At 71.8% G+C, this 23,626-nt stretch carries 19 protein-coding genes; 14 read left to right on the forward strand and 5 right to left on the reverse strand.

The genetic code is table 11. The features are described from left to right. Window positions 1-23: 23 nt before the first annotated feature. The 10 genes from T336_RS0114330 to T336_RS0114375 all read left to right on the forward strand — a co-directional run bounded on the left by T336_RS0114330 (window position 24) and on the right by T336_RS0114375 (window position 13,019). Window positions 24-1,163: an ATP-binding protein gene (locus T336_RS0114330; RefSeq protein ID WP_051647219.1), complete on the forward strand. Its 1,140-nt coding sequence runs from the start codon at window positions 24-26 to the stop codon at window positions 1,161-1,163. Beyond that, window positions 1,160-3,622 carry a DUF5682 family protein gene (locus T336_RS0114335; RefSeq protein WP_156957865.1) on the forward strand — a complete coding sequence of 821 codons (2,463 nt, stop codon included), beginning with the start codon at window positions 1,160-1,162 and terminating at the stop codon, window positions 3,620-3,622. The genes T336_RS0114330 and T336_RS0114335 overlap by 4 nt, the downstream gene beginning before the upstream one ends. Next, window positions 3,619-4,743: a VWA domain-containing protein gene (locus T336_RS0114340; RefSeq protein ID WP_019701925.1), complete on the forward strand. Its 1,125-nt coding sequence runs from the start codon at window positions 3,619-3,621 to the stop codon at window positions 4,741-4,743. Before T336_RS0114335 ends, T336_RS0114340 begins: the two co-directional genes overlap by 4 nt. Continuing rightward, on the forward strand, window positions 4,740-6,932 hold the full coding sequence (locus T336_RS0114345) for a YehQ family protein (protein WP_026433080.1): 2,193 nt from the start codon (window positions 4,740-4,742) through the stop codon (window positions 6,930-6,932). The genes T336_RS0114340 and T336_RS0114345 overlap by 4 nt, the downstream gene beginning before the upstream one ends. Continuing rightward, window positions 6,929-7,687: a GNAT family N-acetyltransferase gene (locus T336_RS0114350; protein WP_026433081.1), complete on the forward strand. Its 759-nt coding sequence runs from the start codon at window positions 6,929-6,931 to the stop codon at window positions 7,685-7,687. The genes T336_RS0114345 and T336_RS0114350 overlap by 4 nt, the downstream gene beginning before the upstream one ends. A 160-nt stretch (window positions 7,688-7,847) precedes the next feature. Beyond that, complete coding sequence (locus T336_RS0114355) at window positions 7,848-10,043, forward strand: TonB-dependent siderophore receptor (RefSeq protein ID WP_244883950.1); 2,196 nt, start codon at window positions 7,848-7,850, stop codon at window positions 10,041-10,043. Between the two features lie 13 nt (window positions 10,044-10,056). Next, the gene (locus T336_RS0114360) at window positions 10,057-11,178 is read left to right on the forward strand and encodes a PepSY-associated TM helix domain-containing protein (RefSeq protein ID WP_026433083.1); all 1,122 of its coding nucleotides are present in this window, start codon (window positions 10,057-10,059) and stop codon (window positions 11,176-11,178) included. Then, complete coding sequence (locus tag T336_RS0114365) at window positions 11,171-11,995, forward strand: hypothetical protein (protein ID WP_026433084.1); 825 nt, start codon at window positions 11,171-11,173, stop codon at window positions 11,993-11,995. Before T336_RS0114360 ends, T336_RS0114365 begins: the two co-directional genes overlap by 8 nt. After that, window positions 11,992-12,348, forward strand: coding sequence for a hypothetical protein (locus T336_RS0114370; RefSeq protein WP_026433085.1), 357 nt, complete (start codon window positions 11,992-11,994; stop codon window positions 12,346-12,348). The genes T336_RS0114365 and T336_RS0114370 overlap by 4 nt, the downstream gene beginning before the upstream one ends. A 134-nt stretch (window positions 12,349-12,482) precedes the next feature. Beyond that, window positions 12,483-13,019, forward strand: a complete 537-nt coding sequence (locus T336_RS0114375; protein ID WP_019701932.1) for a cytochrome b — start codon at window positions 12,483-12,485, stop codon at window positions 13,017-13,019. An 87-nt stretch (window positions 13,020-13,106) separates the two neighbouring features. On the opposite strand, the gene T336_RS0114380 is transcribed toward T336_RS0114375, so the two are convergent. From T336_RS0114380 to T336_RS0114400, 5 genes are all read right to left on the reverse strand, one after another. Continuing rightward, window positions 13,107-13,565 (reverse strand): MarR family winged helix-turn-helix transcriptional regulator, encoded by a 459-nt coding sequence (locus T336_RS0114380; RefSeq protein ID WP_026433086.1) that lies wholly within the window; start codon window positions 13,563-13,565, stop codon window positions 13,107-13,109. 86 nt (window positions 13,566-13,651) lie between these two features. Beyond that, entirely contained in the window at window positions 13,652-14,968 is a 1,317-nt protein-coding gene (locus tag T336_RS0114385) for an MFS transporter (RefSeq protein ID WP_019701934.1), read from the reverse strand. A 212-nt stretch (window positions 14,969-15,180) separates the two neighbouring features. Beyond that, the gene (locus tag T336_RS0114390; protein ID WP_051647220.1) at window positions 15,181-18,120 is read right to left on the reverse strand and encodes a c-type cytochrome; all 2,940 of its coding nucleotides are present in this window, start codon (window positions 18,118-18,120) and stop codon (window positions 15,181-15,183) included. Beyond that, window positions 18,117-18,659 (reverse strand): (2Fe-2S)-binding protein, encoded by a 543-nt coding sequence (locus tag T336_RS0114395; RefSeq protein ID WP_026433088.1) that lies wholly within the window; start codon window positions 18,657-18,659, stop codon window positions 18,117-18,119. The genes T336_RS0114390 and T336_RS0114395 overlap by 4 nt, the downstream gene beginning before the upstream one ends. 30 nt (window positions 18,660-18,689) lie before the next feature. After that, the gene (locus T336_RS0114400; RefSeq protein ID WP_026433089.1) at window positions 18,690-19,847 is read right to left on the reverse strand and encodes an FAD-dependent monooxygenase; all 1,158 of its coding nucleotides are present in this window, start codon (window positions 19,845-19,847) and stop codon (window positions 18,690-18,692) included. A gap of 322 nt (window positions 19,848-20,169) precedes the next feature. On the opposite strand from T336_RS0114400, the gene T336_RS0114405 reads away from it, so the two are divergent. The 4 genes from T336_RS0114405 to T336_RS0114420 are packed head-to-tail and all read left to right on the forward strand — an operon-like array spanning window position 20,170 to window position 23,615. After that, the gene (locus T336_RS0114405; protein WP_026433090.1) at window positions 20,170-20,949 is read left to right on the forward strand and encodes a maleate cis-trans isomerase family protein; all 780 of its coding nucleotides are present in this window, start codon (window positions 20,170-20,172) and stop codon (window positions 20,947-20,949) included. Window positions 20,950-20,959: 10 nt separating this feature from the next. After that, window positions 20,960-21,805 carry an alpha/beta fold hydrolase gene (locus tag T336_RS0114410; RefSeq protein ID WP_026433091.1) on the forward strand — a complete coding sequence of 282 codons (846 nt, stop codon included), beginning with the start codon at window positions 20,960-20,962 and terminating at the stop codon, window positions 21,803-21,805. 50 nt (window positions 21,806-21,855) lie between these two features. Beyond that, window positions 21,856-22,941, forward strand: coding sequence for a 2,5-dihydroxypyridine 5,6-dioxygenase NicX family protein (locus T336_RS0114415; RefSeq protein WP_026433092.1), 1,086 nt, complete (start codon window positions 21,856-21,858; stop codon window positions 22,939-22,941). Next, window positions 22,938-23,615: an N-carbamoylsarcosine amidohydrolase gene (locus T336_RS0114420; protein ID WP_019701941.1), complete on the forward strand. Its 678-nt coding sequence runs from the start codon at window positions 22,938-22,940 to the stop codon at window positions 23,613-23,615. Before T336_RS0114415 ends, T336_RS0114420 begins: the two co-directional genes overlap by 4 nt. Window positions 23,616-23,626 lie beyond the last annotated feature (11 nt).

Consider the following 23,626-nt stretch of genomic DNA (forward strand, 5'->3'; position numbering starts at 1 on the left):
ATGACTGAACCCTCCAAACTCCCATGGCCACTTCACGCAAATCGACACCTTCCGGCGATGCCGCAGCCGGCGCTCCGCTGCAGCGCCCGCCCGCGGAGATCCTCCACGCCGCCGAGCTGGAGCGCCTGCGCGCGCAGGACACCGACCCGCGCCCGCCGGGCTGGTCGATGGGCCTGCGCGCCGCGCGCAGCTTCATCCTCGGCGATGCGGCACTGGGCATCGCGCCCAAGATCGTGGCACCCGTGGCGGGCATCGAACGCATGCTGGTGACGCTGGCGACCGGCCGCGGCCTGATGCTGGTGGGCGAGCCCGGCACTGCCAAGTCGCTGCTGTCCGAACTGCTCGCCACGGCGATCTCTGGCGTCTCCACGCTGACCATCCAGGGCGGCGCCTCGATCACGGAAGACCAGATCAAGTACGGGTGGAACTATGCGCTGCTGATCAACGAGGGGCCGAGCCCGCGCGCCCTGGTGCCCGCGCCGCTCTACCAGGGCATGCAGCAGGGGCGCATCGTGCGCTTCGAGGAAATCACGCGCGCGCCGCTGGAAGTGCAGGACTGCCTGCTGGGCATGCTCTCCGACCGCGTGATGGCGGTGCCCGAACTCGCGGGCGAGCACGCCATGCTCTATGCGCGCGAGGGCTTCAACATCATCGCCACGGCCAACACGCGCGACCGCGGCGTGAACGAGATGAGCGCGGCGCTCAAGCGCCGGTTCGATTTCGAGACCGTGTTCCCCATCCTCGACTTCGACCGCGAAATGTCGCTGGTGCAGGATGCCAGCGCGCGGCTGCTCGCGCAGAGCGGCATCCCGCATGCCGTGCCGCAGCCGGTGGTGGAATTGCTGGTCTCCACCTTCCGCGACCTGCGCGGCGCTCCGGCCGATGGCCGCGGCGCGTCCGCGGACGCGGCCATGGACCGCCTCTCGGCCGTGATGTCGACGGCGGAAGCCGTGAACGTGGCCCATGCCGTGGGCGTGCGCGCCTGGTTCCTGGAGCAGCGCGAGGGCTCGCCCGCCGACCTCGTGGACTGCATTGCCGGGACGGTGGTCAAGGACAACGCCGACGACCGCGCCAAGCTGCGCCGCTACTTCGAGCAGAAGGCGGCCAAGCGCACGGGCGCGCACTGGCGCGCGTATTACGAAGCGCGCCACCGGCTGCCGTGAAGGACGCCGCGGTGCCGGGCGCCGATCCCGTCATCCTGGGCGTGCGCCACCACAGCCCCGCCTGCGCGCGGCTGGTGGCGGAGCGCATCCGCGCGCTGCGGCCGGCCTTCGTGCTGATCGAGGGGCCGGCGGACTTCAACGGCCGGCTCCATGAGCTCGCCCTGCCCCACCGGTTGCCGGTGGCGATCTATTCCTACCTGTCGCACGGCGAAACCCACCGCGGATCGTGGACGCCGTTCGCGGAGCATTCACCCGAATGGCAGGCGCTGCAGGCCGGGCGCGAGACCGGGGCGCAGGTGCGCTTCATCGACCTGCCCGCCTGGCATCCGGCCTTCTCGCACCTGGAGAACCGCTACGCCGACGCGGCCGATGCACAGCACCAGGCCCGCGCGGAAGCCTACGAACGCGCGCTCGCGGACAAGCTCTCGGTACAGGGCCGGGATGCCCTGTGGGACCATCTCTTCGAGGACGAGGGGCCGGAGAACGGCGCGGGGAACGGTGGAGACGACAGCCTCGCCCTGCGCCTGTCCACCTATTTCAGCCACCTGCGGGGGGATGGGGAAGCCGGCTCGGAGGGCAACCAGGCGCGCGAGCAGATGATGGCGCGCTGGATCGCCTGGGCCATGGCGCGCGGTGCCGGCCCGGTGCTGGTGGTCTGCGGCGGCTACCACGCCCCGGCGCTCGCGCGGCTCTGGCGCGGGCTGCCGGACGGCGAGCCTGCGGTGCCGCGGCCCGATGAGGACTGCGCCGCGCAAGACTCCGCGCCTTCTCCGGCAGCACTGGAGGATGCGCCGCGCTTCGGCTCCTACCTCGTGCCCTACACCTTCCGCAGGCTCGATGCCTTCGCAGGCTATGCCTCCGGCATGCCCTCACCGCAGTATTACCAGTGGCTGTGGGAGCACGGCCCCGAGGGCGCTGCGCGCGAGGCGCTGCGGCACGTGGTGCAGCGCCTGCGCGGCCGCAAGCTGCCGGCCTCCACGGCCGACCTGATGGCCGTGCATGCGCGGGCGAACGGCCTGGCGCGGCTGCGCGGGCACCGGCAGCCCCTGCGCTCGGACTGGCTGGATGCACTCGCGGGTGCGCTGGTGAAGGATGCCCTGGATGCGCCGCTGCCGTGGACCTACCGCGGCCCGCTGCGCGCGGGGACCGACCCGGTGCTGGTGGAAGCCATGGACGTGCTCGCCGGTGACGCGGCAGGACGCCTCGCACCCGGTACGCCGCAGCCGCCCCTGGTGGCCGCGGTGCAGGCGGAGCTGGCCGCGCACGGGCTGGAGCTGCGTGGCACGATCACGCTCGACCTGCTGCAGGACCGGGACCGCGCCCGCAGCCGCGTGCTGCACCGGCTGGCCCTGCTGCAACTGCCCGGCGTGGTGCGCACGCGCGGCCCGGCGCTGGCGATGTCGGGCGAGCGCGAGGAGGCCTGGCGCCTCGGCGAGCCGCTGGAGCAGCAGGCCGCCCTCATCGAGGCGGGCGCCTGGGGCGCCACGCTGGAGGATGCAGCGCGCGCCCGGCTCGAGGACGACCTGCGGCGCGCGCGCGGCCGCATCGTGCCGCTGGCCGAAGGACTGAACCGCGCCGCCTGGGCAGGCCTGCCGTCCGTGAGCGACGGGTTGCTGAGGGAAATCGGCGCAGCCATCGGCCAGGAACCGCGCTTCGAGGCACTGGCGCCGGCCCTGGGGCTGCTGCACACGCTGCTGCGGCACGGCCGGTGGCTGGGCATGGCGGACGCGCCCGCGCTGCGCGTGACGGTCGAAGCGGGCTTCGACCGCGCGCTCTGGCTGCTGGAGGCCCCTGCCGCGGTGGCGCCCGCCGACGTCGAGGACCACCTGCAGGGCCACCGCGCCCTGCACCGCATCGTGGCGGACCACCTCGCCGACCTGCACGAGGGCGCGGCGGCACCACTGGCCCTGGAGCCGGCGCGGGCCATCGCCGTCTGGCAGCGCAAGGCCGCCGATGCGCAGGCGGCCCCCGTCGGCCGCGGCGCGGCGCTCGGCGCGGTCCTGGCGCTGTCGGGGCGGCCCGGCACGGGGGATGCCGAGCCTCCCGAGGCCGTGGAAGAGGCCCTGGCGCTGCTGGGCGCCATGACGGCCTCCACCCTGGGCGACGCGCTGGCCGGACTGCTCGCCCTCGCGCGCGAAACGCTGGCCACCCAGCCGGCCTTCGCGGCGGGGATGGACCGCCGGGTCCGGGCACTGGACGATGCGGAGTTCATCCTCGCCCTGCCGGCAATGCGTGCGGCCTTCGCCTGGCTGCCGCCGCGCGAGCGCGGCGACCTGGCCGGCCAGGTGCTCGCGCTGCACGGCGCGCAGCACCTGCCGCGGCGCACCCTCACCGCGGCGCAGGCCGGCGGCTTCGCGCCGGAAGACATCGCCGCCGCGCGCGCTGGCGAGGCGGCGGCCGCCGCCCGGCTGGCCGCCTGGGGCCTGTCCACGGATACCGGGATGGAGGCACCGGCATGACCCTGTCCATTCCAGATCCCCTGCAGCGCTGGCGCCTGCTGCTGGGCGAGCCGGCCGAGCCGGCCTGCGGCGCACTCGGCGAGGCCGCGCAGGCGGCCGACGCAGCCCTCGAATGGCTCTATGGCCGCGACGGCGACCGCGCCGAACGCGGCGAGCGCAGCGCCGGCCTGGGCCCCTCGGCGCTGAGCACCCCGGACTGGATCAACGCCATCCACACGCTCTTCCCCAAGGAGGTGATCGAACGCCTGGAGCGCGACGCGGTGGAGCGCTACGGCATCGACGAGGTGGTGACCAACCTCGAGGTGCTGGAACGCATCGAGCCCTCCGAATCGCTGCTGCGCGCGGTGCTGCACACCAAGCACCTGATGAACCCCGAGGTGCTGGCCGCCGCGCGCCGGCTGGTGGCCGAGGTCGTGCGGCGCATCATGGAGAAGCTCGCGACCGAGGTGCGGCAGGCCTTCGGCGGCAGCCGCGACCGGCGCAGGCGCTCGCGCCTCAAGGTGGCGCGCAACTTCGACTTCCAGCGCACCCTGGCAGCCAACCTGCGCCGCTGGGATCCGGTGCGCGGCAGGCTCTACCTGGAGCGGCCCGTGTTCGCGAGCCGCACGCGCCGGCATGCCGAGCCCTGGGACATCGTGCTGCTGATCGACCAGAGCGGCTCCATGGTGGATTCCGTCATCCACAGCGCCGTGATGGCCGCGTGCCTCTGGCAGCTGCCGGGCATGCGCACGCGGCTGGTCGCGTTCGACACGCAGGTGGTGGACCTGACGGCCGACGTGTCCGATCCGGTGGAGCTGCTCATGAAGGTGCAGCTGGGCGGCGGCACCGACATCGCCAAGGCCGTGGGGTATGCCCAATCGCTGGTGGCCAATCCTTCGCGCACCATCGTCGTGCTGGTGAGCGACTTCTACGAGGGCGGCGACCCGGGCGAGCTGGTGCGCCGCGTGAAGGCGCTGACCGGCGCGGGCGCCAGGGTGCTGGGCCTGGCCGCGCTCGATGCGCAGGCCGAACCCGCCTATGACCGGGAGATGGCCGCGCGGCTCGTGCGCGAAGGCGCGCAGGTGGGCGCCATGACGCCGGGGCAGCTCGCGGCCTGGCTGGCCGAGAAGGTGCAGGCATGAGCGGCACAGCGCACCGGGCCGACCTGCTCGAACTCACTGCCGAAGCGCTCACCGCGCTGGCCAACGCGGGCTTCGTGAAGCGCGCGCAGAAGGACGTGGCCGCGGGCCTGCTGCCCCGCCTGGCGACGGAAGCCGACGGCACGGTGGTGGCGGAATTCGCCGACGGCGCGCGCACGCGCCTGCCGCCGGGCCGCACGCTGCGCGATGCGGCATGCACCTGCGCGGCCAGCGGCATGTGCCGGCACCGCGTGATGCTGGTGCTCGCCTACCAGCAGGACCATGCACGCAACGCCGCGTCCGGGGCCGGTGACGACAGTGCCAGTGGCGGCGATGCTGCAGCCGCCATGGCCGCTCCTGCGCCCGCGGCCGAGGGGCCCTGGAGCCCCGCCCATTTCGACGACGCGACGGTGGCCGCCAGCATCGCGCCTTCGGTGCTGGAGCAGGCCGTGCGCCTGGCGGCGTCGCGGCCGGTGGTGGCGGTACAGCCCTGGCACAGCCCATCGGTACCGCCCGCGGCACGGTTGCCGATGTGCACGGTGCGCTTTTTCTCGCGCAGTTCGCTGGTGCATGCACGCTGCGACTGCCAGCAGGGCAGCGGCTGCGCGCACGTGGTGGTGGCCCTCTGGGCCTTCCGGGCCGCGGGCGAACTGCCGCCCGGTGGCGACGAGGCCATGGTGGAGGTCGCGCCGCGTGGCGACGCGCAGCCGGCTGCGCCGCAAGGCGGTGGCGCGGCCCCGGTGGCCGCGGCGCCAGCCTCCGGGCGCCTGCGCGCTCCGCAAGCCCTGCAGCTGCGCGGCGCGCTGGACGAGATGCTGCTGGCGCTGTGGCTCGAAGGCACGTCGCAGCCCCCCATGGCCCTGGCCGCGCGGTTCGGGGCCGTGCGCGCCCAGGCGCAGGCGCTGGGCTGGCGCTGGGTGGACGACGGCCTGGCCGAGCTGTCGCTGCTGCTGCAGTCCCAGCAGGCGCGCAGTAGCCGCGATGACCCCGCGCGGACGCTGCAGGTGGCGGCAGAACTGTGGGCGCGGCCGCGCGCCGCCGCGCATGCCGAGGACGCCGCCGGGCAGCCGCCGGGCCCGTCGCGGCCGCCGCTGCATGCAAGCCAGATCCTGGGCATCGGGGTGAAGGGCGAGGTGGCGCTGGACCACCTCAAGCTCGTATCGCTGGGCGCGGCGCTGTGGGCCGACGACGCGGCCGAAGGCGCCAGCGTGCTGTTCGCCGACCCGGACACGCAGACCGTGACAGTGCTGGAGCGCCAGTGGCCGCGCGGCGAAGGCGGCCCCGGGCAGGCCCTGTCCGGCCGGCGGGTGGCGGGTTTTCCGCTGCGGCAGATCGCCGCGGGGCAGGTCATCACCAAGACCGCGACGCGGCGCGCCAACGGCGCCATCGACATCGGCTCCGGATCGCGCCAGACGGGCGTGGTGCCGCTGTCGCCCACGGCCTGGGACGACCTGGGTGCCCCGCTGCGCCAGGGCAGCGTGGAGTCGCTGGTGGAGCGCCTGCGCAATGCGCCGCCGGAGTTCGTGCAGCCGCGCCAGGCGGCCACGGGCGCGGCCGGGGGCACGTCAGGCCCGCTGCACGTGGTGGCCTTCCCGGGCATGCACACCGAAGAATGCACCTGGGACGCCGCCGCCCAGGTGCTGCACGCACGCATCGTGCGCCGCGATGGCGATGGCGATGGCGCCGCGGATACGGCCTCAGCCGCCTTGCACCTCGCCTTGCCGCACCGCGCGGCGGCGCCGGGCGCGGTGGATGCGCTGGCGCGCGCGCTGTCGGGAGAATGGGGCAGCCTGCGCGCCGTCGCAGGGCCGGTGACCCTGCACCAGGGCCGTGCCGTGATGCAGCCGCTGGCCCTGCTCACGGACCAGCGCGCGGTGGTGCCGCAGACCGAGGCCCCCGCCGCACAGGCGCTCGCGCTGCGCACGGCCAGCGAAACACCGCAGGCTGTTCAGGCCCTCCTCGGCGCCACATCGCAAGGGCTGGCACAGTGGCTGCGCCAGGGCCTGCGCCACCAGCCGGGCGGGCTGGAGACGCGGGTACGGGACCAGGCCCGCCAGCTCCGGCACGCCGGCCTGGACCGCACGGCGGCGCTGCTGGAAGGCGTTCCCGCGCAGTTGCGGTCGCCGGAGCGCGGAGCGCTGCTGCGGGCGCTGTCCACCCTTGCATTGCTGGTACAGGCACAGGAACGATGACCGACACGGCCCCCACGAACCTCGTCCGCGCGCTGGAAGAGCGCGCCTTCAACGCCTGGCCGGCGCACCAGACGGTGTTCCACGGAGGCTGGGTATTCCGGCTGTCGGGCGGCTACACCAAGCGCGCCAATTCGGTCAACGCGCTGGTGCCGGGTGCGCCGTTCGATGGCGTGCGCGAGGCGGCGGCAGCGCTGTATGCGCGGCATGGACTGCCCGCCGTGTTCCGCATCACGCCCCTGGCGCCGGCCGAAGCCGACCACGCACTGGCGGATGCGGGCTACCAGCACTTCGATCCCTCGCTGGTGCTGCAACGGCCCCTGCCGCCGGGATCGCTGCCACGGCCCGATGGCAGCACCCTGGTCAGCACCTCGCCATCGGCCGCGTGGCTGGAAGGCTTCGCGGCGGCCAACGGCGTGGCCCTGCACCACCGCAAGCTGCACCGCAGCATCCTCGACGCCATCGCCCACCCGGTGGGCTACGCGCTGCAGCGGGACGCCGACGGCCATGCCGTGGGTTTCGGCCTGGCGGTGCTGGAGCGCCACGCGGTCGGCCTGTACGACCTGGCCGTGGCGCCGGGACACCGGGGCAGCGGGCGCGGCCGCGCCCTGGTGCAGGCCCTGCTGCACTGGGGCAGCGAGGCCGGAGCAACCAGCGCCTACCTGCAGGTGCGAGCGCAGAACACGCCTGCGCTGCGGCTGTATGAATCGATGGGGTTCAGGACGGCGTACGGGTACCACTACCGGGTTCCGGGCTGAGACCGCAGGCGCGACGAGCCGCGCCGGCCTCCGGATTCCTCCGCACGGAACGTTGATGACAGCTCAACCGCAGGCATTGAATGCGAATTGTTTTCAATATAATTAATAAAACTTTTTTATGCGCCGATGCACGCGGCAGCCTTTCTTCTTACCGCATCCCATGGTCCACACCCGTTCCACGATGGTGGCGGCCGCGCATGGCGCAGCCGTCGTCCCCCAGCGTATTCACAGGGCTGCACGCCCGGCCCGCCGGCTGGGCCGGGGCGCCCTGACCCCGCTGGCGCTCTGCCTGTCGCAGGCCGCATTTGCACAGGCCACGGCCCCCGCAGAGGCCGCTGGTGCGGCGAACACGGCGCAACTGCAGGAAGTGCGCATCAATGCCGGCGCCGAGAAGGACGTGGGCTTCGCCCCCGCCGAAGCCCAGACGGCCGGCAAGGCGCCGATGCGCCGGCTGGAGACGCCGCAGTCGGTGAGCGTGGTGACGCGCGAGCAAATGGAATCGCGCCAGATCACCAACATGCAGCAGGCACTGCAGACCGTGGCGGGCGTGAGCCCGGTGAACTTCGGGCGGCGCGGCTTCGACGACATCAACATCCGGGGTTTCCGCTCCACCGAGTCCATCCTGATCGACGGGCTGGTACAGAGCGCCGGCATGTGGACGCGCCTGAACCCCTACGGCTACGAGCGCTTCGAGGTGCTCAAAGGCGCGGCCTCGGTGCTGTACGGCCAGGTGCAACCCGGCGGCATCGTCAACGCGATCAGCAAACGCCCCAAGCGCGAGGCATTGGGTGAAGTGGGCGTGGAAGTGGGCAGCTACGGGCTGCGCACGCTGCAGGCCGACCTGAACCGGCCGCTGAACGAGTCGGGCAAGGCCGCCTTCCGCATCAACGCGCAGGTGTCCAACAGCGACGATCCGACCGACTTCATCTACCGCCGCGACCGCTGGATCGCCCCCTCGCTCTCGCTGGACCTGGGCCCGCAGACAGATCTGGTGCTGTTCGCCACCTACAGCCAGGGCAACTGGATGCGCCAGCAAGGCGTCACGCCCTACGGCACGGTGCTGCCCAACCGCAACGGCCCGGTGCGCACCACGCTCTACACCGGCGACCCCGGCTTCGGCGGCTACGACATCGAGACCAAGTCGGTCGGCTATGCGCTGGAGCACCGCTTTTCGCCGGCCCTGACGCTGCGCCAGAACGTGCGCTACGAAACCGAGGGCGGCACGGGCAACCTCGTCGCCAACGGCACGCTGCAGGCCAACCAGCGCCTGCAGAACCGCACCGCCACGCGCCAGTACATGGACGACGACATGCTGGCCACCGACACTTCCCTGCTGGCGCAGTTCGACGCCCTGGGCGTGAAGCACCGGCTGGTGGCCGGCCTGGACGCGCGCAGCGGCAAGACCTGGCTGGGCCGCCGGACCTGCACCATCGCCCCGATGGACCTGTTCAACCCGGTGTACGGCGTGCCGGCGACCTGCCCCACGGGCTACACGGCCGATGCGCCGGAGCGGCTCGACGTGGTGGGCCTGTATGCGCAGGAGCAGATCAAATTCAATCCGCAGTGGACGGCACTCTTCGGCCTGCGGCGCGATTGGTCGAGCAACACCATCGATGACCATGTCGCCGGGCAGAAGACCAAACAGAAGGATTCCGCCACCACGCTGTCCGCCGGCCTGGTCTATGAATTCGTGCCCGGCTGGGCCGCCTATGCCAGCTATGGCGAATCGTTCCTGCCGGTGGCGGGCACCACGTTCTCGGGCACACCGTTCGCGCCGGAGACGGGCAAGCAGTGGGAAACGGGCCTGAAGTACGAAGCGCCCGACCGCAGCGTGACCGGCTCGCTGGCGCTCTTCGACCTCAAGCGCCGCAACGTCACCACCGCCGACGCAGATCATCCCAGCTACAGCGTGCAGACCGGCGCGCAGCGCGCGCGCGGGCTGGAACTGGAAGTGGGCGCCGACCTGCGCCGCGACTGGAAGCTCACCGGTGCCTACACCTACATCGACACCGAGGTCACGCGCGACAACAACGCCGCCATCGTGGGCAAGCCGCTCAACCTGACGCCGCGCCATGCGGTCTCCCTGTGGGCCACCTACAAGCTGCCCCAGGTACCGCAGCTCACGCTGGGTGCCGGCGTGCGCCACGCCAGCAGGCAGATCGGCTCCTACCCCTTCACCCTGCCCGCCTACACGGTGGCCGATGTGTCGGTGAGCTATGCCGGGCCCAGCTACCGCATCACGGCGGGCGTGAAGAACGTGTTCGACCGGGCCTACTACGACGGCGCGATCAACGCCAACGTGGTCTCGCCGGCCATGCCGCGCAATTTCAGTCTGGGCCTGACGTACTTCTTCTGACGGTGCCCGCGCCATGCCCGGACATCGCACGCTGAACCGCCTGCTCACGCTGCACTCGTGGGCGGGCATCGTCACGGGCCTGCTGCTGTTCATCGTGTGCTTTTCGGGGTCGGTGGTGGTGTTCAAGCACGAGATCGACCTGTGGGCCAATCCGTCGCTCGCGCAACTGCCGCGGGCGGAACACCCGGCCCCGCTCGATACGGTGCTGGCGCAGGTGCAGGCGCACTACCCCGGCGCCACCGTGGAGGCGATCGCCCTGCCCGATGCGGTGAACCCCGCGTATTTCGCCTTCGTGCGCGAGGCCGGAGCGCCCGCGGCCCAGCGCACCAAGCTCGCGCTGCGGCCCGACACGGGCGCGCTCATCGGCCCGGTGGACAGCCAGCTGGGGCAGTACCTGCGCATGCTGCACGTCTTCCTGTTCTTCGGGCCGCGCTGGATCGTGGGTTTCCTCGGCGTGGCCATGCTGGTGCTGATCGGCACCGGCATCGTGATCCACCGCAAGATCCTGGCCGAGCTGTTCACGCTGCGCTGGGGACGCAGCCTGCGCGTGGTGATGTCGGACCTGCACAAGTCCGCGGGCATCTGGGGCCTGGGCTTTCACCTGCTGATCGCGGGCACGGGGGCCTGGCTGGGGCTGGCCCCGCTGTTCGAGCAAGGCTGGAAGTACCTGGCGGCGCCCGTTGCACCCGCCGCGCGCATGGCCCCCACCCCGCCCGGGGCGGCGAACGTACCCGCTGCCATGCAGTCGCTCGATGCGCTGCACGCGGCCGCCCGCCAGGCGGTCCCGGGGCTGGACGTGGCCTATGTCTCGCTGCGCCGGTGGGGCACGGCGGGCGCCGAGGCCGGCTTCACGGGCGACCTGCAGGGACATCTGGCCAGCACGGCCCGGGTGGAGTTCGATGCCGCGGCCGGCCGCATCCGCCAGGCCCACGATCCGCGCACGGCGGGCTTCTGGTCGATGGTGAACGCGCTCATGGAACCGCTGCATTTCGGCGATTTCGGCGGGCTGCCGCTGAAGTGGCTGTACTTCTTCCTGGGGCTCATGCCCGCCTTCCTGTCCCTCAGCGGCACGCTGATCTGGCTCGACGGGCGGCGCCTGCGCGCCCACCCGGCAAGGCCCGCGGCCCATGCCTGAGCGGCGCAACCCCGCCCCCCACGACGGCATGGCCCGCTTCTATGTCGCGCTGCATGCCGCACTGCCCGCCGCGCTGGCGGGGGCCGTGCTGCTGCACTGGTTCCCGCCCGCCGGCCTGGAGCCGCTCGCACGGCGGCCCGCCTGGACCGCCTGGGCCGCGATCGGCCTGTGGCTGCTGGCCTCGGCCCTGCTCGGCGCACTGGCGCGGCACGCTACCCCGCTGTGGCGCATGGCGCTGTGCGCGGCCACGGCATTGCTCCTGCTGGCCGGTGTGTCGGGCTGGATGCAGCGGGCGCCCCTGTCCCTGCCGGTGCTCGCCGCGGTGTCGGCCCTCGCACTGGCCTGCGCGGGCCTGGCGCAGTGCATCGGCCCGGGCCGCGTGCAGGCGGAACGGGTGGGGCGGAACGCGGGCCGCGGCCTGCGTGGCGGCCCCGCGGGGAATGGCGGGCCGCGACGGCACCGCCTGCACACGGGCCTGCACGCAATGGCGCGCCACCTGCCTTTTTGGCTGGCGGGCCTGCTGGCGCTGGAGTCGTTCCGCATCGCCCACCTGGCCGCGCCCGGGCCGGATCGCCCGGCGGGCATGCTGGGATTGCTGCTGGCCTGCCTGGTCGCGCTGCCGGCCGCCACGCTGCGCACGTGGCTGCCGGGCACCAGCACCACCCTCTGGGTGCTGGCCGCGGTCTGCCATGCAGGGCTGGCCGCCAAGGCGGGCCCGCTCCCCTGGGCACTGGCGGCGGCCCTGTGCACCCTCGCAGCCGTGCAGGCCGCATGGCCGTCCCGCGCCCGGGGCGGCGACCTGGAGGCTCGCGCATGAACGCATTCCTGCTCGGCAGCGCCGTGCTGGCCTCGCTGGCAGGACTTTGCCTGTGGGCCCGGGCGGTGCCCACGCGGGCCTGGGGCGACGGGGCCGGCAGTGCCTCCCAGCGCCGCGGCACGCTGGCGGCAGTGTGCCTGGTCCTGGCCCTGCAGGGGATGTCGGCCGGCATGGCAGCGGGTGCGGCGGCGGCCGCCGCCCTGGTGCCCGCCGCCTGGATGGTGGCCGGCTGGGGGCTGACCCTGGCGATGAACCAGTGGCCGGAACACAGCCTGCGCTGGGCGCGGTGGCTGGGAACGGCCGGCCTGCTCGGGTGCACCAGCGGGCTGGCCGTGCGGGCCATCGCGTACTGAGATCCGGACCGGGCCGGCACCGCACCGAGGCGGGGATTCCACGGCGCGGCATGGCACACTGTCGCGCCATGGCAGGCCGCCCAGGCCTCCGCCACGCCCCCATTCCTCCACTGCCCCCACGAGGAGCCCCGACGATGAACACGCCCTCCAAGTATTCGGCCACGCTGCGCCTGCTGCACTGGTCCATGTTCGCGCTCGTCGCGCTGGCCTATGCCAGCATCAACCTGCGCAAGGCCTTCGAGCGCGGCAGCGACAGCCGCCTGCTGATGGTGGAATCGCATTTCCTGCTCGGCATGCTGGTGCTGCTGCTCGTGCTGCCGCGGCTGGTCGCCCGCTGGCGCTCGCCGCAGCCGCCGATCGAGCCGCCACTGCCGGCGCCCCTGCGCATCGGCGCGCACCTGGGGCATGGCCTGCTCTATGCCTTCCTCATCGTGCAGCCCCTGCTGGGCATGGCCTGCCGCCTGGTGAGCGGCCGCGGCATCGGCCTGCCGCTCACTGAGGCATCCATCCCCTGGCCTGCCGCGTGGGTGGACAAGCAGTTCGCCGGCACGCTCGAATCCGCCCACGAATGGCTGGGCACGGCCTTCTACTGGGTGATCGGCCTGCACATCGCGGCGGCGCTGTGGCACGCGCTGGTGCGCCGGGACAATGCGCTGCGGCGGATGTGGTGATGCTGCAGGCGCCGTTAAACACTTCTTCAGATTGAAAGCACCTGACAGTGCCGTCCGGCTGCGTACGAGGCGGCACAGGCAGCCTGGCTACTCGTCCTCACCACCTTCCAGCATCTTGCGCAAGAGGAAATCCAGCGCCAGCCGTTCCGCGGGATTGAGCCGGCCGTAGGTGCTCTGGGTGATCCTGCGCGCGAACGGCTGCATCGTGCGCACCAGATCGCGGCCCTCGTCCGTGAGTTCGATCACCACCTTGCGCCGGTCCACGCGGTCGTGGTCCACGCTGATCAGGCCGCGCTGCTTCAGACGGTCCACCACGCCCCGGATGGTGGCCTGGTCGATGACGGTGGCCTTCACCACCTCGGCCAGGGAACTGCTGCCCTGGTCGTGCAGCGAGCACAGCACCACGAACTGGGCAGCCGTCAGTTGGGAATCCGGGATGTACTGCTGGAACAGCGCCGTGTGCCGCTGGTACACGCGGCGCAGCAGGTGCCCCACCTGTTCGGAGAACACATATTCCTCATCCTCGGTCGCGGTCTTGTCTGCCATGCGCGGATTGTAGGTAGCGTGCATGGCACGGGCCGGCCGCGGGGGGGCGGGCGAAGCCCCGCTGCCGGGCGCCGCCCGGGCCGACATCAGTCGAGCGCGCGGTTGCGCGACTCCACATCCACCGCCCAGATCGACAGCGCGCCGCCCACCAGCATGGCGGACAGCACGGCCAGGGCCAGCGTGAAATGCGTGGCCATGATGGGCGCGATGATGGCCGGGGCGAACAGGCCGCCGAAGCGCGCGACGGCGCCCGCCATGCCCATGCCGCTGGCGCGCAGGTCGGTGGGATAGACCTCGGGGGTGAAGGCGTAGAGCGCGCCCCAGGTGCCCAGCAGCGAGAAGCTCATGAGCAGGGTCGAGCCGATCACCACGAACGGCGACGAGCCCAGGCTGTAGAGCATGCAACCCGCGGCGCTGAGCAGCAGGAAGCCGATCAGCGTGGGTTTGCGGCCCCAGCGCTCCACGCCGTAGGCCGAGAGCGCGAAGCCGGGCAGTTGCACCAGCGCCAGCACCACCAGGAAGACCTGGCCGCGCATGAAGGCGAAGCCCTCGCTGCCCAGCTTGACGGGCAGGTAGACGAAGACGCCGTAGTAGGCAATGGAGATCAGCGCCCAGGCCAGGAACAGCGCCAGGCTGCGGCGGCGCAGCTCGGCCGAGAACAGCGAGAACAGCGACTTGCGTTCCTGCTTCTCGGGCTGCAGCGGCGGGATGGGCGCGGTGTTGCCGTTGACCTTGGCCACGCGCTCGAGCACCTGGCGCGCCTGGTCGGACTTGCCGTTGCGGTTCAGGAACATCGGCGACTCGGGAATGTAGAAGCGCAGCACCACGCCGATCAGCGCCGGGATGCCGGTGACGAAGAAGATCACGCGCCAGGCGTCGTTGCCCCAGGACACGGCTACCAGGGCCAGGATGGCCAGGAAGATGGTGCCCACGGCCCAGAACGATTCCAGCAGCACCAGCCAGCGGCCGCGGCGGTCGCTGGGCAGGAACTCGGCCATCATGGTGTAGTCCACGGGCAGCGTGCCGCCCACGCCGATGCCGGTGATGAAGCGCAGCACCAGCAGCCAGGCGAATTCGGGCGCGAACGCCGAGGCCACGCCCGCGCAGGCATCGATCACCACGGCCATCATCAGCACCGGGCGGCGCCCGATGCGGTCGGCCAGGCGGCCGAAGACGAAGGCGCCGATCAGCATGCCGATGAAGAAGAAGGTGCCGGTCTGCAGCGCCTCGGGCACCGTCTTGCCGAAGGTCTTGGCGATGGACGGCGCGCTGAATCCGATGGACAGCACCTGCATGGCGTCGGCCAGCCAGACCAGGCCGAAGATCACGAAGAGCCGGTACTGGAACCGGCCGACACCCGCTGTCTGGATGCCTTTTTCCACCGAAACGAATGAAGATGACATGGGAACTCCTGTGGTCGTCACCGCTAGCTGTTGATGTGCCCCTTCCGCCAGGCCGCGCCGCCATGCCGGCACGCGCCCTGACAGAGAACTCCTGGCGCGATCGAACCCTCCGGCGCCACCCGAAGGGGCCGATCGCGAAAACCGTCCTCCCGCTTTTCCTCTTCTTGTCCGCGGCCCCGCATGCCGCGGCCCGCGCTTACCGGGTCATGTGGTCATGGCGCACCCGCATGCGCCGTGGCACGCAGCCGGCGTACCGTGTCCGTGTCCTGCGGCCACGCCTTCTCCCCGGGTGCGAAGCGGGCGCGCAGGTAGCCGAGCAGGTCGGTGATCTGCCGGTCGTCCAGGCTGTCGCCGAAGCCGGGCATGTAGCCCAGGGCGTCGTTGGCGGGTTGCTGTATGCCGTGGAGGATGACCTGGACCAGGTTGTCCGGCGTGGCGGCATGCAGGTTGGTGTTGAGGCCCAGCTGCGGCCTGGCGCCGAAGAGGGTCGGGCCGCTGCCGGCCTCGTGGCAGACGGCGCAGGCGTTCTGGTAGATGCGCTCGCCGCTGGCGTGGCGGTCCAGGGTGCGCGCAGGCACCGGCACCGCTGCGGCCGTGGCCGCCGCCGGTACGGCGGCTGGCGCGGTATCCGCGGCCGGGGCGGCCTGCGGCGCCCGGCCGGGCAGCTCCAGCAGGTAGGTGGCGATGGCGCGCACGTCGGTATCGGGCAGTTCGGTCAGGCCGTGGATCACGGGCGCCATGGGCCCGGCGGCCACGCCGTGGCGCGCAGAGAAACCCGTGCGCAGGTACTGGTAGAGCGATTCGCGGCTCCAGGGCCGGGGGCCGTCGGCCAGGCGGTTGAGCGCGGGTGCGCTCCAGCCCTCGGCCTCGCCGCCGCCCAGGTAGTGGATGCCATCCTTCTCGGCGCCCAGCGCGTTGCGCGGGGAATGGCAGGCCGCGCAGTGGCCCGCGCCTTCCACCAGGTAGGCGCCCCGGTTCCATTCGGCGCTGCGGGCCGGATCGGCACGGAAGGGCATGGCATCGTGGAACAGCAGGTTCCAGCCGGCCATGGCCGGGCGCAGGCTGTAGGGGAAGGCCAGTTGCGTCTCGGGCGCGCGGGCCTGCACGGCGGGCCGGGACATCAGGTAGCCGTAGAGTGCCTGCAGGTCGCCGTCGCTGAGTTTCGCGAAGGCCGTGTACGGGAAGGCCGGGTAGAGCTGGCGGCCATCCTGGTGGATGCCCTGGCGCATCGCGCGCTCGAAGGCCGCATACGACCAGCGGCCGATACCGGTCTCCTTGTCGGGCGTGATGTTGGTCGAGTAGATGGTGCCGAACGGCGTCTCCAGGCCCAGGCCGCCCGCATTCGGGGCGCCGCCGGGCGCGGTATGGCAGACGGCGCAATCGCCGGCCGCCGCGACCAGCCGCCCACGCTCGATCGCCTGCGGCGAGTAGAGCGACGCATCGGGCCCGTCGGTGAGCGGCAACGCCGGCTTCATCGGCCACGCCATGGCGGCCAGGCCCGCGATGCCGGCGGCACCCGCCGCGAGCCAGCCCAGGCCGCGGCGCAGCGTGCTGCGCGCGGGTTGTCCACCCGCACCCGCCTCGCCGGCCAGCGCCAGGCGCAGCGGCTCGGTCTGGAAGGGGACTTCGCGCAGGCGCACGCCCGTGGCATGGCGGATGGCGTTGGCGATCGCGGCGGCGGCGGGCAGGGTGGCCACGCCGTCCAGGTCCAGCTGGCCATGGCGGACGAGGGCCTTCTCGCCCTGCCCTGCCGCCACGAGTTGACCGCCCGCGGCCGGCCCCTCTTCGGCGGAGGCCGGGCTGTCCCATGTGTCGAAGGTGGCCGGCGCGCCCAGCAGCCGGCGTGCGCTGGCCAGCCACCGCGCATCGTGTTCCACGGTGTGCGCGTGCACGCTGGCGCCCTGCGCTGCCTGCAGGTGCTGGCCGTCGTGGCCTGCGACCACGCGGGTCACTTCGATCTCGCCGGTCTGCGGATGCACGGCCACTTCGGCCACCCAGGCGCTCCAGACCACGCGGTCCCGGCCTTCGGCATCGAGGCTCTGCATGCAGGCGGTCGCGAAGCCCCGGCCGTGCAGGCGGCCATCGCCATCCTTCGCGTCACCGGGCCACGGCGCGCTCTGCACCACGCGCGTGGCCAGGTCGCGCGCCGGGCCTTCGGGCAGCTGCCGCAGGCGCCAGTCCAGCGGATCCTGCCCCTGCGCCAGCGCCTGTTCGTGCCACAGGCTTTCGCTGGCGAACACCTGCGCGGCATTGAGATCGTCCACCCCGGCCTGCGCAAGGTGGCGGGCATGGCGTCCGCCCTGCACGGTACCGGCATCCAGAACGCTGGGCTGGGCAGATGCGCGGGCCGCACCGGGTTGGCCCAGCAGGCGCGCACAGCTGGGCCGCACGGCCCAGGACAGGGGCGAGGAAAAAACAAACGAGGCTGGCGCTTCATCGGCGCTCCCGGCCGGGCCCAACGCGTTGCCTGCGCCAGCGCCGGTGCCCATGGAGGGCAGGACGGCGGGTTGCAGCGCCAGCGCGCACGGCTCGACGCCCGCCGCGCACGCCACGCTGACGGGCCGGGCTACGGCCCGGGACAGCAGCGCCGCATCGGCCGCCGCGTCCATCAATGCCAGCGCGGGCGGCGCGGCGCCGCCCAGCACAAACAGGCGCACGGCCTGCACGGGCAGTTGCAGCAGCGCCGCGATTTCACCAGCGACCAGGGACTGGACATCCGGTGTGCAGCGGGGCAGCCACAGGCTGGCATGGCCGTCCATGCACCAGGCGATGGCGCGCGCGCCGGCAGGCACATCGGTGCGGGGCGGGTGCCAGACGAACGCATCGCCCGCCGGGGCCCCGGGCAGCGGCTCACGCGCACCGCCACCGGCATCCATCCCGCGCCAGACCGGCGCCAGGACGACGGCCGCCTGCTGCGCATGGACCGGTGCCATGGCGACCACGCCCAGGAAGTTGTCCTGGCGCACCGCGGCCACGACGCCGGCCATGGCACGCGCATCGTCCAGCCGGGCATCGGCCAGTACATCGCCCTGGTAGCGCAGCCCGTCCCAGCCCATGCGGTCGGGCCGCACGGCCAGCCCGTGCAGGAGATCCGCGGGCACGCCCGGCACATCCGTGACAGGGGGCGCGATGGAACGGACGGGCAGGCTCATGGACGCACTCCCGCATCGTCCGCCAGTCCATCCACGCCCGTGCCGCCCACACGCAGTTGCGCGGCGCGCAGCGCGGCCTGCAGGATCTCGACATGCGTGCCGCAGCGGCAGAGGTTGTGGTGCAGCTCGCTGCGCACCTCCTGCTCCGAGGGATGGGGATTGCGGCGCAGCAGGGCCTCGACGGTCATGACCATGCCGTTGAGGCAGTAGCCGCACTGGGCCGCCTGGCAGTCGATGAAGGCCTGCTGCGTGGGGCCGGGGCATGCGCGCGAGCCGAGCCCTTCGAGCGTGGTCACCTCGCGGCCCACGGCGGCCTGCACGGGGATCACGCAGGAGCGCGCGGCCACGCCGTCGATCAGCACCGTGCAGGCACCGCACTCGCCCAGGCCGCAGCCGTACTTCGGCCCGTTCAGCTCCAGGTCGTTGCGCAGCACGTGCAGCAGCGCCGTGCCGGGCGCGGCGGGCACGTCGCAGGCGCGACCGTTGACCCGCAGCCGGAGGCCGGGGGCCGGGCTGCTGGATTGGAGGGCGTTTCCCATGGGATGCGTTTCGGCGGCGGCAGGGAAGTATCAGGCCGCGGCGGCGACCTTCGGTTCCACCAGGGGGATACTGAACACGTCGTAGCCGAAGCACCACGACGGATCCTCGTTCGTGCGCAGCCAGGTGTTGTCGTGCGAGATGCGCTGCACCTTGCTCGCGCGCTCGGCGCGGTTGGCCTCGTACAGCGCGAACGCGAGTTCGTGGTTGTGCGCGCCGACCTCCTTCAGGCAGCGCGCCAGCATGGCACCATCTTCGATCGCCATCGCCGCACCTTGCGCCATGTGCGGCTTCATGGGATGGCAGGCATCGCCCAGCAGCACCAGGCGGCCGCGGCTCCAGAGCGGCAGCGGGTCGCGCTCCAGCAGCGACCACTTCGTCACCTCCACCGTGGCGTCGATCAGCGCCTGCACCGTGGGATGCCAGCCCGAGAAGGCCTCGCGCATCTCTTCCTTGCTGCTCGGCAGCCAGCGGTCGTTCAGGTCCCACTGCTCGACGGGCACGCCGGTCACGTAGTAGAGCTCGTCCTGCTTGCCGGTGACGAAGTAGGTCATCATGTGGCGGTCATCGCTCCACCACTTCACGCAGGCGTCGAAGGGCAGCATGCCCGCCTTGACCTCGGGCGTGGGGAACACGGCGCGGTGGGCCAGGTAGCCCGCGTACTTCGGCAGCTCGGGGCCCAGCAGTTCCTCGCGGATGCGGGAGTTCACGCCGTCGGCGCCGATCACGATGTCGGCCTCTTCCGTCGTGCCGTCGGCGAAGTGCATCACGACGACATCGCCGCGGTCCTCGACCTTCGTCAGGAACTTGCCGTACGCCATCACGCTGTCCGGCAGCGCATCGATCAGCAGCGCGTGGAAGTCGCCGCGGTGCACGGTCAGGTAGCTGGCGCCGTACTCCTTGACGGCGTAGTCGCCCAGCGGGATCTGCGCGAGCACGTCGCCGGTCTGCCAGTGGCGGCTGTACCAGTAGTCGGGATGCGAGCCCTGGGCGTTGAGCGCATCCTCGATGCCGATGCGGCGCAGGATCTTCATCACGTTGGGCCCGACGTGGATGCCGGCCCCCAGGCGCGAGAAGCTGGGAGCCTGCTCATAGACGCGGACATCGAAGCCCTCCTGCAGCAGCAGCTTGGCGGCGGCGGCGCCGCCCAGGCCGGCGCCGACGACGGCGATACGGGGGGATTGGGACACGGTTCTCTCCTTGCGGGAATGGGGATGGATCGGGGCGGGCGGCCGTTGCTGCGGCAGGCTCTTGCAGGGTGAAAAGCACTATCCATGCCATGCAAGAAAACCAGCCAATTCAGGTGTATGCACTCTATTGATGGAGCCACATCAAGTGCACCACGGCGTGCAAGGATAAGCCGTCTATTGCAGTTTTTGGTGCATTTCATGCACAACATAGGTGCAAACCCCGATGAAATTGCCGTTTGCCAGAAGGCACGGGTTTTGCAAAAATAAAGCGTACACACCTATCTGATCTTTATCAAAAGCGCATTGCGCGACAAGGCACGCCATGACCCAGACATACCGCATCGGCCAGATCGTCCCCAGCTCCAACACCACGATGGAGACCGAGGTGCCGGCCATGCTGCAGGCCCACTCCACGCTGCGCCCGCAGGACCGCTTCACCTTCCATTCCAGCCGCATGCGCATGAAGAAAGTGCAGAAGGAAGAGCTGGCCGCCATGGATGCCGAAAGCGACCGCTGCGCGCTGGAGCTGAGCGATGCGCGGGTGGACGTGCTGGGCTATGCCTGCCTCGTGGCCATCATGGCGATGGGCAAGGGCTACCACCGCGTGTCGCAGCAGCGCCTGACGGAACGCACGGCGAGCAACGGCGCCACGGCCCCGGTGATCACCAGCGCAGGCGCACTGGTCGAAGCACTGAAAGTGATGGGCGCGAAGAAGGTCGCCCTGGTGGCGCCCTACATGGTTCCGCTCACCCAATTGGTCATGGACTACATCGCCGCCGAGGGTTTCGAGATCGTCGACTGGCGCGCGCTGGAGATTCCCGACAACCTCGAGGTGGGCCGCCACGATCCCGCGAAGCTGCCCGGCATCGTCGCAGGCATGGACTACGCCGATGCCGACGTGATCGTGCTGTCGGCCTGCGTGCAGATGCCCTCGCTGCCGGCCGTGGCCCAGGTGGAAGCGGCCACAGGCAAGCCCGTGCTCACTGCCTCCATCGCCACGACCTATGCCATCCTCAAGGAACTGGGCCTGGACCCGGTGGTGCCGGGCGCGGGCGCGCTGCTGTCGGGCGCCTATCCGTACGACACGGCCGCCAAGGCCTGAGGAGCGTTCCATGAGCGACCATGCCAGCACCTCCAGCACCTTCCGCTACGGCGGCCACGTCCATGCCAACGGCATCCGCCAGCACTACCTGCGCTACGGCGGCGCCGGGGGCGAGCGCACGGCGCGCGATGCCGTCATCCTGATCCCCGGCATCACCAGCCCGGCGGTGACCTGGGGCTTCGTCGCCGAGCACCTGGGCCGCCAGTTCGACACTTACGTGCTGGACGTGCGCGGGCGCGGGCTGTCGTCGTCCGGTCCCGGGCTGGACTACGGCCTCGACGCCCAGGCCGCCGACGTGACCGCGCTGGCGCAGGCCCTGGGCCTGCAGCATTGGGCCCTGGTCGGCCACTCCATGGGCGGGCGCATCGCCGTGCGCGCGGCCCGCGGTCAGCCGGCCGGGCTCACGCGCCTGGTCATCGTCGATCCGCCCGTCTCCGGCCCCGGCCGCCGCGCCTACCCGGCCGCCCTGCCCTGGTACGTGGATTCGATCCGCCAGGCCACGCAGGGCATGGATGCCGAGGCCATGCGCGCCTTCTGTCCCACCTGGACGCAGGAGCAGCGCCAGCTGCGCGCGCAGTGGCTGCACACCTGCCATGAACCCGCCATCGTGCAGAGCTTCGAGGACTTCGGCCGCGACGACATCCACGCCGACCTGCCCCGCATCGCGCAGCCGCTGCTGCTCGTCACCGCCGAGCGCGGCGACGTGGTGCGCGACGCGGACGTGGCCGAGTGGCAGGGCCTCGCGCCCCAGACCGTCCACGTGCGCGTGCCCGGCGCCGGGCACATGATCCCGTGGGACAACGAGGCCGGGTTCTATGCGGCGCTCGGCGACTTCCTCGGCGCCAAGGTCGACTGAATGCTCGCCTGCCGCACCCTTTCCGCCACCACACCGCCAAGGAGCCCCGCATGTCCGTCAGCGACAACGATCTGATCCACGCCTGGAAGCAGGTGCTCACGCTGTCCCGGCTCGAGCCCGGCCAGACGGTCACCGTGCTCACGGGCGCCGACACGCATCCGCAAACGCTGCGCTGCGCGATCGCGGCCTCCAGCGACCTGGGCGCGCGCGTCAACCGGCTGGACCTGCCGCCCGTCAACGCCGAGAAATCGCTCAGCCGCGACTCGCTGGCCTACCTGGGCACCACGCCCCTGACCGGCAACCCCGCCGCCATCGCCGCGCTCAAGGCGAGCGATCTGGTGCTCGATCTCATGACCCTGCTGTTCTCGCCCGAGCAGCACGAGATCCTGCAGACCGGCACCAGGATCCTGCTGGCCGTGGAGCCGCCCGAGGTGCTGTGCCGCCTGGTGCCCACCGAGGCCGACCGCGCGCGCGTGCAGGCCGCATCGAAGCGCATCGAGGCGGCGAAGCAGATGCACATCACCTCCGCGGCCGGCACCGACCTGCGCTGCGCTTTGGGTGAGTTCCCCGCCATCTGCGAATACGGCTTCGTGGACGAGCCCGGCCGGTGGGACCACTGGCCGAGCGGCTTCGTGCTGACCTGGCCCGACGAAGGCCAGAGCCACGGCCGCGTGGTGCTGGACCGCGGCGACATCCTGCTGCCCATGAAGGACTACGTGACCGATCCCATCGAACTCACGATCGACAAGGGCTACGTGACGCGCATCAGCGGCGGCCTGCAGGCCGAGATCCTGAGCGAGTACATGGCCTCCTACGAGGACCCGGAAGCCTATGCCGTCTCGCACGTCGGCTGGGGTCTGCAGCCGCGCGCCCACTGGTCGATGCTGGCGCACTACAACAAGGAGACCCACATCGGCATGGACGCGCGGGCTTTCGAGGGCAACTTCCTCTGGTCCATGGGCCCCAACAACGAAGCCGGCGGCAGCCGCACCACCGCCTGCCACATCGACATTCCCATGCGCCGCTGCACGGTGGCGCTGGACGGCACGCCCGTGGTGATCGAGGGCGTGGTGCAGGACGAAGCAGGACTGGCACGCGCTGCCAGAAAATCCCGGCAAGGCAAGGACATCGCATGACGAACCCCACCAACACCAGCGCCCAGGCCATCCCCGCGGGGGCCGTACAGGGCGACATCTCCGCCTACGCCCGCCAGGGCTTCGGCACGCCGCTGCCGCTCAAGGCGCCCTTCGGCCTGCTGATCATCGACTTCGTCAACGGCTTCGCCGATCCGGCCGTGTTCGGCGGCGGCAACATTCCCGAGGCGATCGCGCGCACGCGCGGCCTGCTGGCCCATGCGCGCGAGCGCGGCTGGCCCGTGGCGCACAGCCGGATCGTGTTCTCGGACGACGATGCGGACAGCAACATCTTCTGCCTGAAGGTGCCCGGCATGCTGACGCTGAAGGAGGACAGCCCGGCCAGCGCCATCGTGCCCGAGCTGGCCCCCGCCCCCGGCGAATACGTGGTGCGCAAGAGCACGCCTTCGGCCTTCTTCGGCACCATGCTCGCGCCCTGGCTGGCCCAGCGCGGCGTGCAGACGCTGCTGGTGGCCGGCTGCGTGACCAGCGGCTGCGTGCGCGCCAGCGTGGTCGATGCCATGCAGTCGGGTTTCCGCCCGCTGGTGGTGGCCGACTGCTGCGGCGACCGCGCCCTGGGCCCGCACGAGGCCAACCTGTTCGACATGGCGCAGAAGTACGCGGCCGTGATGCCCCTCGACCAGGCCCTGGCAGACACCGGCGCGCTCGCGCGCTGAGAGAACGCCGC

This window comes from Paracidovorax oryzae ATCC 19882 (assembly GCF_000687165.1).
Lineage (GTDB): Bacteria > Pseudomonadota > Gammaproteobacteria > Burkholderiales > Burkholderiaceae_C > Paracidovorax > Paracidovorax oryzae.

Bases quoted from the DNA above. Each gene is read 5' to 3' on its own strand.
- T336_RS0114330 (WP_051647219.1), top strand. From the start codon at position 24: ATGGCCACTTCACGCAAATCGACACCTTCCGGCGATGCCGCAGCCGGC.
- T336_RS0114340 (WP_019701925.1), top strand. From the start codon at position 3,619: ATGACCCTGTCCATTCCAGATCCCCTGCAGCGCTGGCGCCTGCTGCTG.
- T336_RS0114345 (WP_026433080.1), top strand. From the start codon at position 4,740: ATGAGCGGCACAGCGCACCGGGCCGACCTGCTCGAACTCACTGCCGAA.
- T336_RS0114350 (WP_026433081.1), top strand. From the start codon at position 6,929: ATGACCGACACGGCCCCCACGAACCTCGTCCGCGCGCTGGAAGAGCGC.
- T336_RS0114355 (WP_244883950.1), top strand. From the start codon at position 7,848: ATGGTCCACACCCGTTCCACGATGGTGGCGGCCGCGCATGGCGCAGCC.
- T336_RS0114360 (WP_026433083.1), top strand. From the start codon at position 10,057: ATGCCCGGACATCGCACGCTGAACCGCCTGCTCACGCTGCACTCGTGG.
- T336_RS0114365 (WP_026433084.1), top strand. From the start codon at position 11,171: ATGCCTGAGCGGCGCAACCCCGCCCCCCACGACGGCATGGCCCGCTTC.
- T336_RS0114370 (WP_026433085.1), top strand. From the start codon at position 11,992: ATGAACGCATTCCTGCTCGGCAGCGCCGTGCTGGCCTCGCTGGCAGGA.
- T336_RS0114375 (WP_019701932.1), top strand. From the start codon at position 12,483: ATGAACACGCCCTCCAAGTATTCGGCCACGCTGCGCCTGCTGCACTGG.
- T336_RS0114380 (WP_026433086.1), bottom strand. From the start codon at position 13,565: ATGGCAGACAAGACCGCGACCGAGGATGAGGAATATGTGTTCTCCGAA.
- T336_RS0114385 (WP_019701934.1), bottom strand. From the start codon at position 14,968: ATGTCATCTTCATTCGTTTCGGTGGAAAAAGGCATCCAGACAGCGGGT.
- T336_RS0114390 (WP_051647220.1), bottom strand. From the start codon at position 18,120: ATGAGCCTGCCCGTCCGTTCCATCGCGCCCCCTGTCACGGATGTGCCG.
- T336_RS0114395 (WP_026433088.1), bottom strand. From the start codon at position 18,659: ATGGGAAACGCCCTCCAATCCAGCAGCCCGGCCCCCGGCCTCCGGCTG.
- T336_RS0114405 (WP_026433090.1), top strand. From the start codon at position 20,170: ATGACCCAGACATACCGCATCGGCCAGATCGTCCCCAGCTCCAACACC.
- T336_RS0114410 (WP_026433091.1), top strand. From the start codon at position 20,960: ATGAGCGACCATGCCAGCACCTCCAGCACCTTCCGCTACGGCGGCCAC.
- T336_RS0114415 (WP_026433092.1), top strand. From the start codon at position 21,856: ATGTCCGTCAGCGACAACGATCTGATCCACGCCTGGAAGCAGGTGCTC.
- T336_RS0114420 (WP_019701941.1), top strand. From the start codon at position 22,938: ATGACGAACCCCACCAACACCAGCGCCCAGGCCATCCCCGCGGGGGCC.